Origin of the sequence: Streptomyces sp. CA-106110 (assembly GCF_050936285.1) — a bacterium.
Lineage (GTDB): Bacteria > Actinomycetota > Actinomycetes > Streptomycetales > Streptomycetaceae > Streptomyces.
Genome location: NZ_JBNJNB010000001.1, coordinates 8,633,946 through 8,650,699, shown reverse-complemented (window position 1 = coordinate 8,650,699; position 16,754 = coordinate 8,633,946). Strand labels below are relative to the sequence as shown.

Sequence of the window (16,754 nt, the reverse complement as noted above, 5' to 3'; positions counted from 1 at the left end):
CGAAGGGATTCACACGTCCGGCGGAGGTTTCGCCTTCTGTGTGGGTTGCCTCACAACAAGCATCGAAGACGTTCTTTGTGCGCTCTCACAGCAGGCCGGGATCATCTGTGACCAGTAACGTCGTGGGTATGACGACTTCCGCATCCGTTCCCGCCGGTCCCGAAGGCGCCATAGTAGGCACCGTCACCGATCGCCTCATCGATGCCAATGAGCGGTACGCCGCCGCGTTCACCGATCCCGGGATGGACGCCCGCCCCGTGCTGCGCGTGGCGGTGGTGGCGTGCATGGACGCCCGGCTGGACCTGCACGCCGCGCTCGGCCTCGAACTGGGCGACTGCCACACCATCCGCAACGCGGGCGGCGTCGTCACCGACGACGTCATCCGTTCCCTCACCATCAGCCAGCGGGCGCTCGGCACCCGCAGCATCGTCCTCATCCACCACACCGGCTGCGGCCTCGAGTCCCTGACCGAGGAGTTCCGGCACGACCTGGAGATGGAGGTCGGCCAGCGGCCCGCCTGGGCGGTGGAGGCCTTCCGCGACGTCGACCAGGACATACGGCAGTCGATGCAGCGGGTGCGCACGTCGCCGTTCCTGCTGCACACGGACGACGTACGAGGCTTCGTGTTCGACGTGAAGACCGGGCTGCTGCGCGAGATCGACCCCGCATGACCCGACGGGCGGGGACCCACCCGGTCCCCGCCTCTGTCGTCTGCGAACATCCATTCGGGAAAAAAATCATGGCTGCGGTGCGCCAAAAAGGCCGTAAGGCCGACATATCGCAGTCAGTTATCCACAGGCGAGTGACACGAACCGGTAACGGCAACAAGAATGCGGTTGTGGCGTCACGCGGAACTATCCCCGCGTGGTGTCCGTGTTTCGGGGTGGGCCGGTCCGCATCGCAGAGCGTCGGCCCGGAGCAATAACGGGCCGAGGAGGGCCGGGTGACGACCTATGACGATCGAGCGAGCCTTACTGATCTGACTGCCACTGTGGAGCGCGTCCGCAGCTCGGTGGAAGGAGTGATCGAGGGCAAGCCGGAGGTCGTACGGCTATCGCTGACCGTGCTGCTTGCCGAGGGTCATCTTCTGATCGAGGATGTCCCTGGCGTCGGCAAGACGATGCTCGCCAAGGCGCTGGCGCGATCCATCGACTGCTCGGTACGGCGTATCCAGTTCACTCCCGACCTGCTGCCCTCGGACATCACGGGTGTCTCCATCTGGGACCAGCAGCGCCGGGACTTCGAGTTCAAGCCGGGCGCCATCTTCGCCCAGATCGTGATCGGCGACGAGATCAACCGCGCCTCGCCGAAGACGCAGTCCGCGCTGCTGGAGTCGATGGAGGAGCGCCAGGTCACCATCGACGGCGAGACATACGCGCTGCCGAACCCGTTCATGGTGGTCGCCACCCAGAACCCGGTGGAGATGGAGGGCACCTATCCGCTGCCCGAGGCCCAGCGCGACCGCTTCATGGCCCGCGTGTCCATCGGCTACCCCAGCGCGGAGGCCGAGCTGCAGATGCTCGACATCCACGGCGGGGTGAACCCGCTGGACGACCTCCAGCCGGTGGCGCACGCACACGAGATCGTGAAGCTGGTGGAGGCCGTCCGGGGCGTCCACGTGGCGGAGGCGGTCCGGCGCTATGCCGTGGACCTGGTCGCGGCCACGCGTACGCACCCTGACCTCAGACTCGGCGCCTCGCCGCGCGCCACCCTGCATCTGCTGCGCGCGGCGAAGGCGTCCGCAGCCCTCAGCGGCCGGGAGTACGCACTGCCCGACGACGTGCAGGCCCTTGCCGTCGCCGTCCTGGCGCACCGGCTGCTGCCCACCGCACAGGCCCAGCTCAACCGCCGGACCGCGGAGCAGGTCGTCGAGGAGATCATGCAGCGCACCCCGGTACCCGCGGCACCCCAGCAGGGCCTCACTCTGGGCCGCGGCTACGGCGAGCAGCCGCCCCGGAGGCTGTGATGGCACCCGCGGGGACGGCCCGCACCGGCGCGGAGGACAAGGGCGGGCTGCGCACGACGCTCGCCGGGCTGACCACGCGGGGGCGCTCCTTCCTGGCCGCCGGAATCGCGGCCGCGATCTGCGCGTATGTCCTCGGCCAGAGCGATCTGCTCCGGGTCGGGCTCCTGCTCGCGGTGCTGCCCCTGCTGTGCGCGACGGTGCTCCACCGCACGCGCTACCGCGTCGCGGGCAGCCGCCGGCTCTCCCCCTCGCGGGTGCCCGCGGGGTCGGAGGCCCGGGTCCATCTGCGGATGGACAACGTCTCGCGGCTGCCCACCGGTCTGCTGATGCTCCAGGACCGGGTGCCGTACGTGCTCGGACCGCGCCCCCGCTTCGTCCTGGACCGGGTGGAGGCGGGCGGCCGGCGCGAGGTGTCGTACCGCGTGCGCTCGGACCTGCGGGGCCGCTATCCGCTGGGTCCGCTGCAGCTGCGTCTGACCGATCCGTTCGGGATGTGCGAGCTGACCCGCTCCTTCTCGACCTACGACACCCTCACGGTCATCCCGCGCGTGGAGCCGCTGCCGCCGGTACGGCTGACGGGTGAGGCGAGGGGGTACGGCGACGGGCGGCAGCGCTCGCTGGCGCTGGCGGGCGAGGACGACGTGATCCCCCGGGGTTACCGGCACGGCGACGACCTGCGCCGGGTGCACTGGCGCTCCACCGCGCGCTACGGCGAGCTGATGGTGCGCCGCGAGGAGCAGCCGCAGCGGGCCCGGTGCACGGTCCTGCTGGACACACGGGCCATCGCCTACCGCGGTTCGGGGCCGGACTCGTCCTTCGAGTGGGCGGTGGCGGGCGCGGCGTCCGCGCTGGTCCACATGCTCGAACGGGGCTTCTCCGTCCGGCTCTTGACCGATACGGGCAGTTCGGTGCCGGGTGAGGGCGCGGACGGCTTCGCGGGCGCGAGCCAGGAGTCCGCGGACGCGGCCGGGCTGATGATGGACACGCTCGCCGTGATCGACCACTCGGACGGGGCCGGCCTGTCGCGCGCCTACGAGGTGCTCCGCGGCGGCAACGAGGGCCTGCTGGTTGCCTTCTTCGGGGACCTCGACGAGGAACAGGCCACGATGGCCGCCAAGATGAGCCAGCGCAGCGGCGGAGCCCTCGCCTTCCTGCTGGACAGGGATGCCTGGGGACGCGAAACGGCCGACGCTCAGGGCTCGTTGGACCGGAGTGAGGAGCGGCTGCGGATGCTGCGCGAGGCGGGCTGGACCGCGCTGACGGTGCCGAGGGGCGTCTCGCTGGCGGAGCTGTGGCGCGAGGCGGACCGGCAGCGCACGGGTGTGGGTTCCCTGAGCGCCATGGAGGGACGGTCATGAGCGGAAGGGCCCGGATGACGCTGTGCGCCGCGGCGGCGACGCTGCTGGCGTCCTGCGCCCTGCTGCCGCTGGTGTCACCGGCCACCTGGATCCTCCAGGCGGCGTTCATGGTGGCGGTGCTGAGCGGCGTGGGGGCGCTGGCCCGCCGGGTGCCGCTGGCGCGTCCACTCACCATCGTCTGCCAGGCGGTCGCCGGTCTGCTGCTGCTGACGCCGGCCTTCGCCCATGAACAGGCCATCGCCGGGTTCATCCCCGGCCCCGAGGCCTTCCGCCACTTCGGCGAGTTGCTGCAGTCGGGCGGGGAGGACGTCGGGCGCTACGCGATCCCGGCGCCGCTGACCTCAGGGATCCGGCTGATGTTGGTCGGCGGCGTGCTGGTGATCGGGCTCCTCGTGGACGCCCTGGCGGTGACGTTCCGTGCGGCTGCTCCGGCCGGACTGCCGCTGCTCGCGCTGTACGCGGTGGCCGCGGGCCTCTCGGGTGGCGGCACCGACTGGCTGTGGTTCCTCTTCGCCGCGGTCGGCTATCTGACGCTGCTGCTGGCCGAGGGCCGCGAACGGCTCTCCCAGTGGGGCCGGGTCTTCAGCGGTGCCTCCCGCAGCGCGGGCGCGGACACCGGCGGCGCCGTCGCCCCGGTGCGCACCGGACGGCGCATCGGCGTGGTCGCGCTGGGCACCGCCCTGGTGGTGCCGCTCGCTCTGCCCTCGCTCTCCGGCGGGCTGCTGCACGGCGCCGGGGCCGGCGTCGGCGCAGGCATCGGCGACGGCAGCACCATCTCCGCGGTCAACCCCCTGGTGTCGCTGCGCGACAGCCTGAACGTGGACCAGGACCGCCAGGTCCTGGCGTACCGCACCAACACGGACGACACCCAGGACATGTATCTGCGGATCGTCGCCCTGGACGACTTCGACGGCACGACCTGGAAGCCCGCCCAGCGCCACATCACGGGCGTGCCGGACACGTTCCCCACACCGTCCGGCCTCGCGGGCGGTGTCCGGCGGACCGAGATCGAGACCCAGATCTCGGCGGCGGACTGGTACGCGCAGGACTGGCTGCCCATGCCGTACCCGGCGACAGGCGTGAGGATCAAGGGCAACTGGCGGTACGAGCCGGTGGGCCGGACGCTCGTCGGCGACCACGGGCAGAACACGCGCGGCCTGCAGTACACCGTGAAGAGTCTGATCGTGCAGCCGACCGCGGAGCAGCTGGCCACGGCACCGGAGCCGTCGGCGGCGCTGAAACGCGAGTTCACGAAGGTGCCGGGTTCCCTGCCCTTGGTGGTGGCCCAGACGGCCCGCAAGGTGACGGCGGGAGCGTCGAACCACTACGAGGAGGCAGTCAAGCTCCAGGACTACTTCTCGCTCGACGGCGGCTTCACCTACAACACGCAGGTGCAGGTCGGTACGGGGCCGGGCGCGATCGCCCGGTTCCTGAGGGACAAGCAGGGTTTCTGCGTGCACTTCTCCTTCGCGATGGCTGCGATGGCACGGACGCTGGGGATACCCGCGAGGGTCGCGGTGGGCTTCACCCCGGGCTCGCCGGAGGCCGACGGCTCCATGACAGTGGGCCTGCGGGACGCGCACGCATGGCCGGAGCTGTACTTCGAGGGCGTGGGCTGGACCCGTTTCGAGCCGACCCCGAACCGGGGCACGACACCGGCGTACACGCAGTCGACCGCACCGACCGGTCAGAACCCGATCGCGCCGCATCCGTCGCTGTCGTCGTCCACGGCGTCCTCCAGCGCCCCGTCGGCGAGTGAGAGCTGTTCGCGGGTGGCGCGCAAGCTGGACGCGTGCCCGAGCCAGTCCGCCGGCGCCGCGGTGGTCTCCGGGGATGGCGGGCCTCCGTGGTACCAGATCCTCGCCTGGACGCTGCTGGGACTGGCCGTGGTCGCGGTACCGCTGACGCCGATGCTGTACCGGCTGCGGGCCAGGTCGGTACGCCTGTCCTCCGCCCGGCACGCGTCGTTCGCCCAGTCGGCCCGCCTGCGCCCGGGGAATCGCGGAGCGGCCGATCAGTACACGGACGACGTCTCCGTGACGACCCTGCCGGGCCGGACAACTCCTCCGGAGCGGATGACCGAACTGGCCCTGGGACACACCCTGGCCGTGTGGCGCGAGCTCACGGACACGGCGTGGGACTACGGCATTCCGCCGGACGACGCGCTGACCCCGCGCCGGGCCGCCGAGCGCATCGTGCGGCTGGGCCGGCTGGAGACACCGGCGGCCGAGGCCGTGCACCGGGTCGCGGGCGCCGTCGAGCAGGTGCTCTTCGCACCCGAGCCGCGCCCGCAGGCCGGTCTGGTCGACGATGCGCGCAAGCTGCGGACGGCACTGCGGTCCACGGCGAGCTGGCGGACCCGGGTACGAGCCGTCGTGGCTCCGCGCTCGGCCATGCGTGCCGTGTGGGCCATGAGCGACCGCTGGGCGGACCTCAAGGACCGCTGGACGGCACGCTGGTCGACCCTGCTGCGCCGCCCCTCGGGACAGCAGGGCAGCTGACGCCACGGCCCCGCCCGCGCGGGGCCGTGTGCGGTGGTTGGGACGCGGGTGGCTGCGTGCCGGAGACCGGGCGGGCAGGGTCGTGTGCACCGGCCGGGACGGCCGACTCCGCGTCGGAGACTGAGCGGACAGGACCGCGTTGCCGCCCGAGACGGCCAGCTCCGCGCCGGGAGACCGGGGCCGACAGGGCTGCGTTCACCGCCCGAGACGCGGCCGGCTCCGCGCCGCGCGGCAAGGCGGACAGGGCCGTGCTCACCGCCCCCGAGACGGCCGACTCCCCCCCGGAGACCGGGGCTGGCAAGACCGTGTGCACGGCCCAGGACGGCCGCCTCCACGTCCACGCCGCAGACCAGGGCGGACAAGCGGGCCTACGCGGCATGCCCAGGGCTCGCACGGCCGCACGCGTGCCCAGGAGGCGCGGTGCAAGCCGCCGTGGGGCGCGGGCCACGCAGGTCTCGGGTGGGCGGCCGTGCGAGCCCTGGGCATGGCACAAGGGGGCGACCACCTCACCGGTGGTCGCCCCTGCGCCTGTGTCTGTGTCGCCCTGTGGGCTAGTGGCCCTGTTCGTCCCGGCGGCGCTGCCACCGCTGCTCGATACGGTCCATGAACGAGCGTCGTTGCCGGGTCTGTCTGCGCGCACCCTGCGTGCCCGGCGCGCTCTGCTCACCCGGCTTGGGAACCTTGCGCCAACCGGTCACCACGAGCACCGCACAGCCCAGCATGACGAGGAAACCCACCACGCTGATCCAGATCTGCTTCGCGACCATTCCGGCCATGAGGAGCGCGATACCCACCAGGAAGCCCACGGCCGCCTGGTAGACCCGTCGCCGGGTGTACGTACGCAGCCCGCTTCCCTCAAGCGCTGTCGCGAACTTGGGATCTTCGGCGTACAGCGCTCGCTCCATTTGCTCGAGCATTCGCTGCTCGTGCTCCGAGAGCGGCACGGAGTCCTCCTCATCGTGCAGTCGCCTGGGCGACCGGGGGTCCCCTCCAGGATAGGCAGGGAATCGCCCCCTTGAAACCCGCCCCTCTACGCCAATTGGCCAACCGGAACCCGCCATGGGCGTCCCGGCTCACTGAAGCTTCCATTCCCCAGCGGCCGACCCGTCATGCCGGGTGGTCTCCCTCGATCATACGGCGCGGACCGTCTGTTCGGAGGGCCTGTGGCGTACTCCATCTGCCGCCAAGGCGCTGATCAGCGGGGCGCCTCTCCTTTGGGGGCTCGCCGACCCGCCGGGCGCCCCGGCCGGCTTCGAAGAAACCCACCGTGCCCAGCCCTGCGGACCTGCGCCCTCCCCGGGGCGCTCGGCACCGCCCGCCCTGCCGGGGCCCCACGGCCGCCGCGGCACCAGCGCGCCCCTACGGCTCGCTCTCGCGCCGCAGGCGGGCGTCTCAGCCCTCGGCTGCCTCCTGGGTCTCACCGAGGACATGGAGCTGCGTGGCCACCGAGTGGAAGGCGGCGACCTCGGCGGCCGCGGCCTCCAGTTTGAGCAGCGCCTCCAGCGCCCCGGGCTCGGTGTCCACCAGGACCCCGGGCACCAGGTCCGCGAAGACCCGGACGCCGTGGACGGCGGCGACGCGCAGCCCCGCGTCCTCGACCAGGGCGGTGAGCTGCTCGGCGGTGAAGCGGTGCGGCACGGGGTCGCTCTCGCCCCAGCGGCCGTCGGCGTCCTCCAGGGCCCGCTTGGCCTCCTTGAAGTGCCCGGCCAGGGCCCGGGCGAGCACGGCACCGCCGAGCCCGGCCGCGAGAAGGCTGAGGACTCCGTCGGGGCGCAGGGCGGCGACCGTGTTGCGGACGCCTTCGGCGGGGTCCTCCACGTACTCCAGGACACCGTGGCACAGGACCACGTCGTAGCCGCCTCGCTCGACGACGTCGAACAGGCCGTGGGCGTCGCCCTGGACGCCCTGGACCCGGTCGGCGACGCCGGCCTCGGCAGCCCGGCGCTCCAGTGCGAACAGCGCGTTCGGACTGGGGTCGACGACGGTGACGCGGTGGCCGAGGCGGGCGAGGGGCACCGCGAAGTTGCCGCTGCCGCCGCCGGTGTCGAGGACGTCCAGCACGTCCCGCCCCGTGGCCTTCACGCGGCGGTCCAGGGCGTCCTTGAGTACCTCCCAGACCACAGCGGTACGGAGAGAGGCGCGGGGGCGCAGCGGGTCCGACACGGCAGTTGACTCCTCGGCGCGGCACCGCCTGGTGTTCGGCGGAGCGATCGGACGGCTTTCCGGCCCCGGTACCAGGGGGAAAGGCTTCAGGCGCCTCCAGCCTATTGCCTACACGCCCATGGCCGACGCCCCGTCCACCCGCCGGACGACGCGCCGCCCGCGCCGTCCACCGCCGCCGGAAAACGTCCGGCGGATGCGCCCCCGCGAGCAGGCCCGGCATCCGCCGGCGGCGGCGCGGCGCGTGGCTCCGGCCCCGTACGGCTCACCCCGCGTCCGGTATCTCGTGGTCGGGCCCCTGGCGTGGCTGCGGCAGCACCGGCTGCAACACCAGCATTCGCTCGACCAGGCGCAGGAACATCGCCACGTCGCGGATCAGGTCGTCCGCGTCGCGGGTGCTGGCCGCGCCCTGTATGCCGGCCTCGGCGCGGGCGCGTCGGGAGGCGCCGGAGGCGAACAGCGCGCTCCACTCCGTGAGTTCGGGCGCGATCTCGGGAAGCACTTCCCACGCGCTCCTGATCCTGGCGCGGCGTCGCACAGTGGGCTCCGGGCGCCCGCGGGCGGCGAGCACGGCGGCCGCAGTTCGCAGGGCCGCGAGATGGGCGGTCGCGTACCGCTCGTTGGGCGTGCGGAGAACAGCCGCCTCGTCGAGTCCGGCGCGAGCCTGGGCGAGCAGGTCGAGCGCGGCGGGCGGGGCCGTGGCCCGGCGCAGCACGGGGTGCACGTCGCTCGCCGGGCCGGTCAGTGAGGGGGCAGGGCCGGTGCCGCGGCGCCGGCGTGCGGCGGCTGCGGGGTGGCTGGCCATGACGAACCTCCTGTCGTCTGCGTGACGGCACTGTGGCCGTATGTGCCCATCGTGAGGTATGCCACTGACAATCCGTTCCGACCTGGGCTTTTGCTTCGTTCAGGAGTTCGGAGTAGTTTTTGCACTGACCAGTCAGTTCAAAAGCCGCCGTGATCTGGCGGCCCGACAGAGGAACGAGGTGGACGGGCGCATGCGCGAGCACGAGAAGGCTGCCGGGATCGCTGTCGCTGCCGCGGACTTCGGGCTGAAGGGACCGCGGGGATGGGCGTTCCGGGACGTCGGCTTCGATGCCGAGCCCGGCTCGCTCATCGCGCTCGCGGGACCTTCCGGCAGTGGCAGGACGAGTCTGCTGCTCGCGCTCACCGGGCGGATGAAGCCGAGCGAGGGGCGGGCCACGGTCGGCGGTCACCTGCTGCCGAAGGACATGTCCGCGGTGCGCCGGCTCAGCGCGCTCGCGCATGTGCCCGGCGTCACCGACCTCGACCCGGCCCTGACCGTCGGCGAGCACCTGCGCGAACGGGCCCTGCTGGAGAGTCGGTTCGGGGACTCCCTGCGCGCGCTGCCGCGCCCGCGGGCCGACCGGGTGGCACAGGCGGGGCGGCGGATCGACACCGCCCTCGCATCCGCCCGGCTCGACCTGGCGGCGCTGCCCAAGGGCTCCCGGACCGCCGTACGCGACCTCGAACGTCTGGAGGCGCTGCGGCTGTCCGTGGCCCTGGCCCTGATCGGCCGTCCGCGCCTGCTGGCCGTCGACGACGCCGACCTGAAGCTCGCCGACGCCGAACGGTCCACGGCCTGGGCCCTGTTGAGGTCGCTCACCGAGGCCGGCATCACGGTTCTCGCGGTGTGCGCCGAGGCCCCCGAGGGCGCGGTCGTGATATCGACCGCACCCGAGGCCGGCGGACGACCCGACGGCGGCGACAAGCACTCCCCCGAGGGCAGCCGGTCCGGCCACGGCGAACGACCCCCTGCGGACCGGCGGTCCAGCGACGACGAGCGGTCCCAGCGGCCGGACGAGGGCGAAGACCCGGCGAGAACCGCACCCGAGGAGCGGCAGACACACCGGCAGCCGGACGCGCGTCCCCAAACCACCCCCGACAAGCCGTCCGAGGACGGCGGAGACGACGACAAGGAGACGGCGGATGCGCTCGCCGAGACTGGCCGCGCTTGAGCTCAGGCGCTTCGGCAGGGGGAAGCTGCCGCGCGCCGCGCTGGTCGCGCTCCTGCTGCTGCCGTTGCTGTACGGGGCCCTGTATCTGTGGTCGTTCTGGGACCCGTACGGGCGCCTCGACCGCATCCCGGTCGCCCTCGTCAACAGTGACCAGGGCGCGACCGTGGCCGGCCGGAAGGTCGCTCTCGGCGACGACCTCGTCAAGGAGCTGCGCAAGAGCGGCACCTTCGAATGGCACGAGGTGAGCTCGGCAGAGGCCAGGAAGGGTGTCGAGGCGGGCACGTACTACCTGTCGCTGACCATGCCGTCCGACTTCAGCAGGCGGATCGCCTCGAGTTCCGGCGACACCCCCGAGACGGGGGCCCTCCAGGTGCGTACGAACGACGCGAACAACTACATCGTCGGGCAGATCTCCAAGACGGTGTTCAACGAAGTACGGGCGGCTGCGTCCACGAAGGCGTCGCGGTCGTTCCTGGACAAGATCTTCATCTCGTTCTCGGACATCCACGGGGCGACCGCGAAGGCCGCGCAGGGTGCGGACCGGCTCTCCAGCGGTATCGGCAAGGCGGAAAAGGGCTCCAAGGACCTCGCCGACGGCCTGCGGGAGGCCGAGAAGGGCAGCGGAAAGCTGTCGAACGGCCTCGGGAAGCTGGGCCGGGGCGCGGGAGACCTTGAGGACGGCGCGCAGCAGCTCGCCGACGGCACCGCGGCGCTGGCCTCGCGGGTCGACGGCGCGGCCGACGAGGTGCGTCCCTTCCTCAAGAAGAACGGCAGGCAGATCGCCGACACCGCCACCCTGGTGGCCGACTCGGCGGACGTGATCAGCGACCACCTCGACGCGTTCGTCACCACGGCGCCGGTCGCCGAGAACGGAACCCGCACGGCGTACGAGGCGCTGGACGCGGTCTACGAGAAGCGCTGCCTCCAGCAGCTCGTGCCCGACCTCGCGTGCGACGACCTCAAGAAGGCGAAGGACGCCGCGGCGCAGGCGGCCCGGCTCGCCAAGGACGTCAACACGGGGGTGCGGGACTACCACGGTGACATGACCACCATGAAGCAGGACCTCAAGACCCTCCAGCAGCAGGCCCGAGCGCTGGCCAAGGCCGCGCCGCACCTCTCCGACGACCTCGACGACGCGGTCGCCAAGGTGGACGCGCTCCACAAGGGCGCCGCCGAGGTCGCCAAGGGAGCGAGGACGCTGCACACCGGTCTGGGCACGGCAGGCACGGCGGCGACGGACCTGAACACGGGCGTCGGCACGCTGAGCACGGGCGCGACCGACCTCAACGGAGGCATCTACAAGCTCGGGGACGGCTCCGGCAGGCTCGCCGGCAAGCTGCACGACGGCGCGGAGAAGATCCCCGACTACGACAAGAGGGACCGCGACCTGCGCACCCAGGTCATGGCCGACCCGGTGCAACTCGCCTCCAGGGACCTGCACCACGCACCCAACTACGGCACCGGCTTCGCCCCGTACTTCATTCCGCTCTCCCTGTGGGTCGGCGCGATGGTGGCGTACATGCTGATCCCGCCGATGAACCGACGCGCGCTGGCCGCGGGCGCCGCCGCCTGGCGCATCGCGCTGGCGGGATGGCTGCCGGTGGCCGTCGTGGGCGTGCTCCAGACCTCCGCGCTCATGGCGGTGCTGCACTGGGCGATCGGCCTGCAGATGACGCGGGCGGCCGGGACGATCGGCTTCCTCTTCCTCGTGGCGGCGTGCTTCGCGGCGCTCGTGCAGTGGCTGAACGCACACTTCGGAGCGGCGGGCCGCATCCTGGTCCTCGCCCTGCTGATGCTCCAGCTGACGTCCGCGGGCGGCACTTACCCCGTACAGACCAGTCCGGGGTTCTTCAACGCGATCCACCCCTTCCTGCCGATGAGTTACGTCATCGAGGCACTCAGAAGGCTCATCACCGGCGGCGGCCTCGGGCCGGTGTGGCAGGCGTGCGCCGTGCTGACGGCGTTCACCGCGGGCGCCCTCGCACTGACCGCCCTGTCGGCCCGCCGCAAGCAAGTGTGGACCCTCGACCGGCTGCACCCGGAGCTGAACCTGTGAGCGGGGCAGCCGGGCCTGTGCCCTCTCGCGCGGACGCTGCTGTGACAATCGACGCCATGGAACGCAGCAGCACCGCCGCGAGCGGCGGCTCGAGCCGTCGCGAGGCGACCCGGCAGAAGCTCTACGAGGCGGCCGTCACTCTCATCGCGGAGCAGGGCTTCTCCGCCACGACCGTCGACGAGATCGCCGAACGGGCCGGGGTCGCCAAGGGCACGGTCTACTACAACTTCGCGAGCAAATCCGTTCTCTTCGAGGAGCTGCTGCGGCACGGCGTGGGTCTGCTCACCGCGTCTCTCAAGGAGGCGGCCGAGCAGACCCGCCTGGCCGGGGGCACCAAGGTGGACGCCCTGGACGCGATGATCCGCGCGGGACTCGGCTTCATCGGCCGCTACCCGGCCTTCACCCAGCTCTACGTGGCCGAGCTGTGGCGCACCAACCGGGCCTGGCAGTCCACGCTCATGGTCGTGCGGCAGCAGGTCGTCGCGGTCATCGAGGACGTGCTGCGCGAGGGCGTGGCGAACGGCGAGTTCAGCGACGAGATCGACGTGCCGCTGACGGCGTCGGCGCTGGTCGGGATGGTCCTGGTGGCGGCCCTGGACTGGCAGGCGTTCCAGCCGGAGCGGTCACTGGACGACGTCCACGCGGCACTGTCGCGGCTCCTGCAGGGCCGTGTGAGCGGCAGCCGGTAGGGCGACCCGGCAGACCGCAGCAGCAACCGGTTGGGGCAGCCCGGCGCACCGGAGCGCCGGCCCGGCAACCGGCAACCTGGCACACGAAAGCGCCGGTCCTGGCCGGCCGCGTCGTCCGCGGGCCGCCTGGAACCGGCGCTCCGTCGTGCTCCCCCGTTCGGTCGTTCCCCCGGGTCCCCCCTGCCTCGCTTCCGCCGAACCAGGCCGGCGGAAGGAACGGCCGAAGGGCGGGCACCGTTCCGCCGCCCCGTGCCGGCGGTGCCGGAGCCGCACCCCTCACCGTGTCTCCACTCTCTCGTTCCCGCAGGTCGGGACCCATCCGCGCGGGTACTCAACTCATCGACTGGGTACGGATACTCAGTCCTGCGCGCTCACCCCCAGAACGCTCCGGGGCCCCTGGTGACCATCGCGTCCGTTCCGGTGCTCCCCCCGCCCCGCCCCGAGCGGGCCGAAGACGGTTCCACGGGCCGATGAACGCCCTGGTCACAGGCCCCCGACGGGATTGTCGGCGGTGGCCGATAAAGTCACCGACATGGCACGGATTGCGGTGATCGGCGCCGGGACGGGCGCGATGGCGGCCGCCGCCCGGCTGGCCGTCGCGGGCCACCGGGTGGTGGTGTACGAACGTTCGCAGACGTACGGCGGCGCGGTCCGCCGTTTCACACGCGACGGCTTCCGCTTCGACACCGGCCCGGGCCTGCTGCCGCTGCCCGCCGTCTACCGCGATCTGTTCGTCAAGACCGGCAAGGAGCCCCTGGAGGCGTGTGCCGAGCTGGTCCAGGTGGACCCGTCGGCACGGCACATCTTCGCGGACGGCACGGAGGTATCACTGCCCAACGCCTCACGCGCGGGCACGGTCTCCGCGTTGACCACGGCGCTCGGCGCGGGCGCGGGCGACCGCTGGAGCGACTTCCTGGTGCGGGCTCGCGAGGTCTGGGACCGTACGCGCCGCCCGCTGCTGGAGGAGCCGCTGTGGCCCGACTGGCAGGTGCTCGCGGAGCGCGAACCGTATCCGGCCGTGCCGCACAAGCGGCTGCTGCGCACCCGGCGGGCCTCCACGCTCGCGGAGATCGGCGCCTGGGAGCTGCGTGACCCGCGGTTGGCGGCCCTTCTGGAGAGCCATGCGCTGGCGTACGGCCTCGACCCCCGGACCGCTCCGGCGAGCGCGGCCGTGCTGCCGTACATGGAGCATGCCTTCGGCACCTGGTACGTGCGCGGCGGGCTGCGGGAGCTGGCGCGTGCCGTGTACGAGCGGTGCGTGGCCCGGAAGGTCGAGTTCGTCTTCGGGGCCGAGGTGGCCGGGATCGTCGAGAAGGACGGCCGGGCGGCGGGGGTGCGGCTCGGGGACGGGTCGGTGGCGGAGGCGGACCGTGTGGTGGCCGGGGTCGCCCCTGCTGTCCTGGACCGTCTGCTGCCGGGGACGGCGGGTGGACCGGGCCCCGGCGAGGTCCCTGCGCAGCACGGGATGCCCAGCCGGCTGACGGTGCTGCTGGCGCTGCTCGGCGGCCGGCCGGAAGGCACCGCGCACCGCACGGTGGTGCACACACCGGACCGCGAGGGCGAGTTGGGCAGCCTGTTCGGGGAACCCGCAGAGCTCCCGTCCGCTCCCACGGTGACCGTGCTGCGCCCGGACGATCCCGCGCTGGTGCCCGACGCCGAACACGAGGCGGTCACCCTGACGGTCACGGTGCCCTCGGGCCTGACCGTGTCGCCGTCGGATGCGGACCGGATCGTCGGTGCCGCCGAGCGGGCGATACCGGGCCTCGGCGACCGCGTCCTGTGGCACGAGGTGCGCACCCCCGCCGATATCGCCGAGGACACCGGGGCGCCCGGCGGCGCGGTCCCGGCACCGGCCCTGGCCGCGGCGGCCGGCGCTCTGCTGCACCCGTCCAACAGCACCCGCGTCCCGGGCCTGTTCACAGTCGGCGGCTGGTCCCACCCAGGCGGCGGTCTCCCCCACGCCGGCATGTCCGGCGCCCTGGTGGCCGGGCTGATCGTGGAGGGGCCGGGCTTCCGGGGCTCGCAGTGAGGTCACCGGCGCGCCGGTGACCCCGACCGCGGTCGCTCAGAAGCGGTACTGCTCGTCGAAGCCGTGACCGTGCCCGTGCCCCTGGGTGGTCTGGTTGGCCTGACCCTGGTAGGGGTACTGCTGCTCCGGCGGGAGCTCACCGCCGTACCCGTCCTCCGTGGTGCGCTGTTGGGGGACCCAGACACCGCCAGCCGGGGTCTCGCCATAGGTACCGGTGGCGTACTGGTCCTGGCCGTAGGCCTGCTGGCCGTACTGCTGCTGCCCGCCGTAGGACTGGTCGTACGCGCCGCCGTAGGTCTGCGTGCCCTGGTAGGGGTCGGAGTAGGCGGCGTACTGCTGCTGGCCGTTGTCGTAGCCGTACTGCTGCTGGCCGTATCCGGCGTAGCTGTCGTACGCGTAGGCCTGCTGGTCCTGGGGCTGACCGGCACCGGCGTAGGACGCATCGGCCGCGGCCGCATACGTCTCGTGGGTGTAGACGCCGTAGGAACCGGTGTCCTCGGGCATGGGCTGTGGCTCGTACACGGCGGTCGACTCGGCCGCGCTCTCCATGGGCTGCTGCCCGGAGAAGACGTTGTCGTGGTCGTCGTCGTACGCCCCACCCTGGTGGTACGTTCCGGCACCCGTCGTCTCGAGGTCGCCGTCCTCCGGCTCCAGCTCCGGGTCCTGGTGGGCGCCCTCGCCCCGGCGGCGCTTGCTGTCGCCGTCCTCGCGGGAACGGTTGCCGACCGCCCAGCCCGCGGCGAACCCGCGGCGGAACGACAGTGTGACGTAGGTCTGTCCGACCGCGAACGCGGCCGCACCCACTCCGATGACCACTACGGAGGGGATCAGCACGCCGAACACGACGCCGAGGAAGCCGGCGAAGGCGAGCAGTCGCCAGCGCAGGCGTGCCTTGTACTGCAGCAGCACCTCGCCGAGCAGCCACAACGCGACGATGCCGAACGCGATATAGAGGACCGTCCAGCCCATGTACGCCCCTCTCCCAGTGGCCGCTACGCAGTGTGTCGTATGGCGGTGCGGCCGGTCTAGGCCCGCTGTGGATGGTGCAGACCCAGATTTTCGTAGATTTCCAGGGTCGCCGTGGAGTTGTTGAGTGTAATGAAGTGCAGTCCGGGGACCCCCTCGGCCAGCAGCCTCGAACAGAACTCGGTGGCGAACTCGATCCCGATCGAGCGTACCGCCGCCGGATCCTCTTTCGCTGTGAGGATCCGCTCTTTCAGTCCGGAGGGGATCCCGGCGTTGCTGAGCTGGGGCAGCCGCTCCAGCATCCGGAGGCTGGTGACCGGCATGACCTCGGGAATGACCGGGGTCGCGCAGCCGGCCGCGGCGACCCGGTCGCGCAGACGCAGATACGACTCCGGCTGGAAGAACATCTGTGTGATTGCGTAGTCGGCGCCGGCCCGGCACTTGTCGACGAAGTGCGTGACGTCCGTCTCCCAGTCCTCGGAGCGCGGGTGCATCTCGGGGAACGCGGCGACGCCCACGCAGAAGTCGCCCGACTCCTTGATGAGCCGGACGAGTTCGGCCGCGTAGGTCAGACCTTTGGGGTGCGCGACCCAGTCGCCCATCGGGTCGCCGGGCGGGTCGCCGCGGACGGCGAGCATGTTACGGATCCCGGCGTCCGCGTACTGGCCGATGATGTTGCGCAGCTCCGCGACGGAGTGGTTGACCGCGGTGAGATGGGCGACCGGAGTGAGCGTCGTGTCGGCGACGATCTGCTGGGTCTCCCGCACCGTGCCCGCACGTGTGGAACCACCTGCTCCGTACGTCACGGAGACGAAGTCCGGGGCGACGGCCTCGACCCTCCTCAGCGCGCTCCACAGGTTCCGCTCGCCCTTGGGGGTCTTCGGCGCCGAGAACTCGAACGAGTACGTCGTCTTGCCGGTGGCGAGGATGTCGCGCACGGTCCGCGCGCGATCAGTCCTGGTGGATGCGGTTCCGAGGGCCATGGTCGCAGGTTAACCAGGGGGCGGCGGTCACCCAACCGAAAGCCGGAATATTGCCCGAATTGTCGACTTG

General features: G+C 72.0%; 13 protein-coding genes. 8 read left to right on the top strand and 5 right to left on the bottom strand.

Going from position 1 to position 16,754, the window contains the following annotated elements; all coding sequences use genetic code 11:
• Positions 1-128 precede the first annotated feature (128 nt).
• The 4 genes from ACQEXA_RS39915 (at position 129) to ACQEXA_RS39900 (ending at position 5,825) form a co-directional block, all read left to right on the top strand.
• The gene (locus ACQEXA_RS39915) at positions 129-671 is read left to right on the top strand and encodes a beta-class carbonic anhydrase (RefSeq protein WP_433132469.1); all 543 of its coding nucleotides are present in this window, start codon (positions 129-131) and stop codon (positions 669-671) included.
• 272 nt (positions 672-943) lie between these two features.
• Positions 944-1,966 (top strand): AAA family ATPase, encoded by a 1,023-nt coding sequence (locus tag ACQEXA_RS39910; protein WP_432926687.1) that lies wholly within the window; start codon positions 944-946, stop codon positions 1,964-1,966.
• Complete coding sequence (locus ACQEXA_RS39905; protein WP_432926689.1) at positions 1,966-3,324, top strand: DUF58 domain-containing protein; 1,359 nt, start codon at positions 1,966-1,968, stop codon at positions 3,322-3,324. Before ACQEXA_RS39910 ends, ACQEXA_RS39905 begins: the two co-directional genes overlap by 1 nt.
• Positions 3,321-5,825 carry a transglutaminase TgpA family protein gene (locus tag ACQEXA_RS39900; RefSeq protein ID WP_432926691.1) on the top strand — a complete coding sequence of 835 codons (2,505 nt, stop codon included), beginning with the start codon at positions 3,321-3,323 and terminating at the stop codon, positions 5,823-5,825. The genes ACQEXA_RS39905 and ACQEXA_RS39900 overlap by 4 nt, the downstream gene beginning before the upstream one ends.
• Before the next feature lie 551 nt (positions 5,826-6,376).
• On the opposite strand, the gene ACQEXA_RS39895 is transcribed toward ACQEXA_RS39900, so the two are convergent.
• The 3 genes from ACQEXA_RS39895 to ACQEXA_RS39885 form a co-directional block, all read right to left on the bottom strand.
• On the bottom strand, positions 6,377-6,769 hold the full coding sequence (locus ACQEXA_RS39895) for a DUF3040 domain-containing protein (protein ID WP_432926693.1): 393 nt from the start codon (positions 6,767-6,769) through the stop codon (positions 6,377-6,379).
• A 448-nt stretch (positions 6,770-7,217) separates the two neighbouring features.
• Positions 7,218-7,988 (bottom strand): methyltransferase, encoded by a 771-nt coding sequence (locus ACQEXA_RS39890; protein ID WP_432926695.1) that lies wholly within the window; start codon positions 7,986-7,988, stop codon positions 7,218-7,220.
• A 262-nt stretch (positions 7,989-8,250) separates the two neighbouring features.
• Positions 8,251-8,790, bottom strand: a complete 540-nt coding sequence (locus ACQEXA_RS39885) for an SAV_6107 family HEPN domain-containing protein (RefSeq protein ID WP_432926697.1) — start codon at positions 8,788-8,790, stop codon at positions 8,251-8,253.
• 190 nt (positions 8,791-8,980) lie between these two features.
• Here ACQEXA_RS39885 and ACQEXA_RS39880 point away from each other — a divergent pair, with 190 nt between their 5' ends.
• The 4 genes from ACQEXA_RS39880 to ACQEXA_RS39865 all read left to right on the top strand — a co-directional run bounded on the left by ACQEXA_RS39880 (position 8,981) and on the right by ACQEXA_RS39865 (position 14,735).
• Positions 8,981-9,961, top strand: coding sequence for an ATP-binding cassette domain-containing protein (locus ACQEXA_RS39880; RefSeq protein WP_433132467.1), 981 nt, complete (start codon positions 8,981-8,983; stop codon positions 9,959-9,961).
• Positions 9,933-12,017: a YhgE/Pip family protein gene (locus ACQEXA_RS39875; protein ID WP_433132465.1), complete on the top strand. Its 2,085-nt coding sequence runs from the start codon at positions 9,933-9,935 to the stop codon at positions 12,015-12,017. Before ACQEXA_RS39880 ends, ACQEXA_RS39875 begins: the two co-directional genes overlap by 29 nt.
• A 56-nt stretch (positions 12,018-12,073) precedes the next feature.
• Positions 12,074-12,706 (top strand): TetR/AcrR family transcriptional regulator, encoded by a 633-nt coding sequence (locus ACQEXA_RS39870; protein WP_432926702.1) that lies wholly within the window; start codon positions 12,074-12,076, stop codon positions 12,704-12,706.
• Between the two features lie 532 nt (positions 12,707-13,238).
• Positions 13,239-14,735 carry a phytoene desaturase family protein gene (locus ACQEXA_RS39865; protein WP_433132463.1) on the top strand — a complete coding sequence of 499 codons (1,497 nt, stop codon included), beginning with the start codon at positions 13,239-13,241 and terminating at the stop codon, positions 14,733-14,735.
• 36 nt (positions 14,736-14,771) lie between these two features.
• Here ACQEXA_RS39865 and ACQEXA_RS39860 read toward each other — a convergent pair whose 3' ends face one another.
• Together ACQEXA_RS39860 and metF are read right to left on the bottom strand one after the other, a co-directional pair.
• The gene (locus ACQEXA_RS39860) at positions 14,772-15,704 is read right to left on the bottom strand and encodes a hypothetical protein (RefSeq protein WP_432926705.1); all 933 of its coding nucleotides are present in this window, start codon (positions 15,702-15,704) and stop codon (positions 14,772-14,774) included.
• A 56-nt stretch (positions 15,705-15,760) separates the two neighbouring features.
• Complete coding sequence (gene metF / locus ACQEXA_RS39855) at positions 15,761-16,684, bottom strand: methylenetetrahydrofolate reductase [NAD(P)H] (protein WP_432926707.1); 924 nt, start codon at positions 16,682-16,684, stop codon at positions 15,761-15,763.
• Positions 16,685-16,754 lie beyond the last annotated feature (70 nt).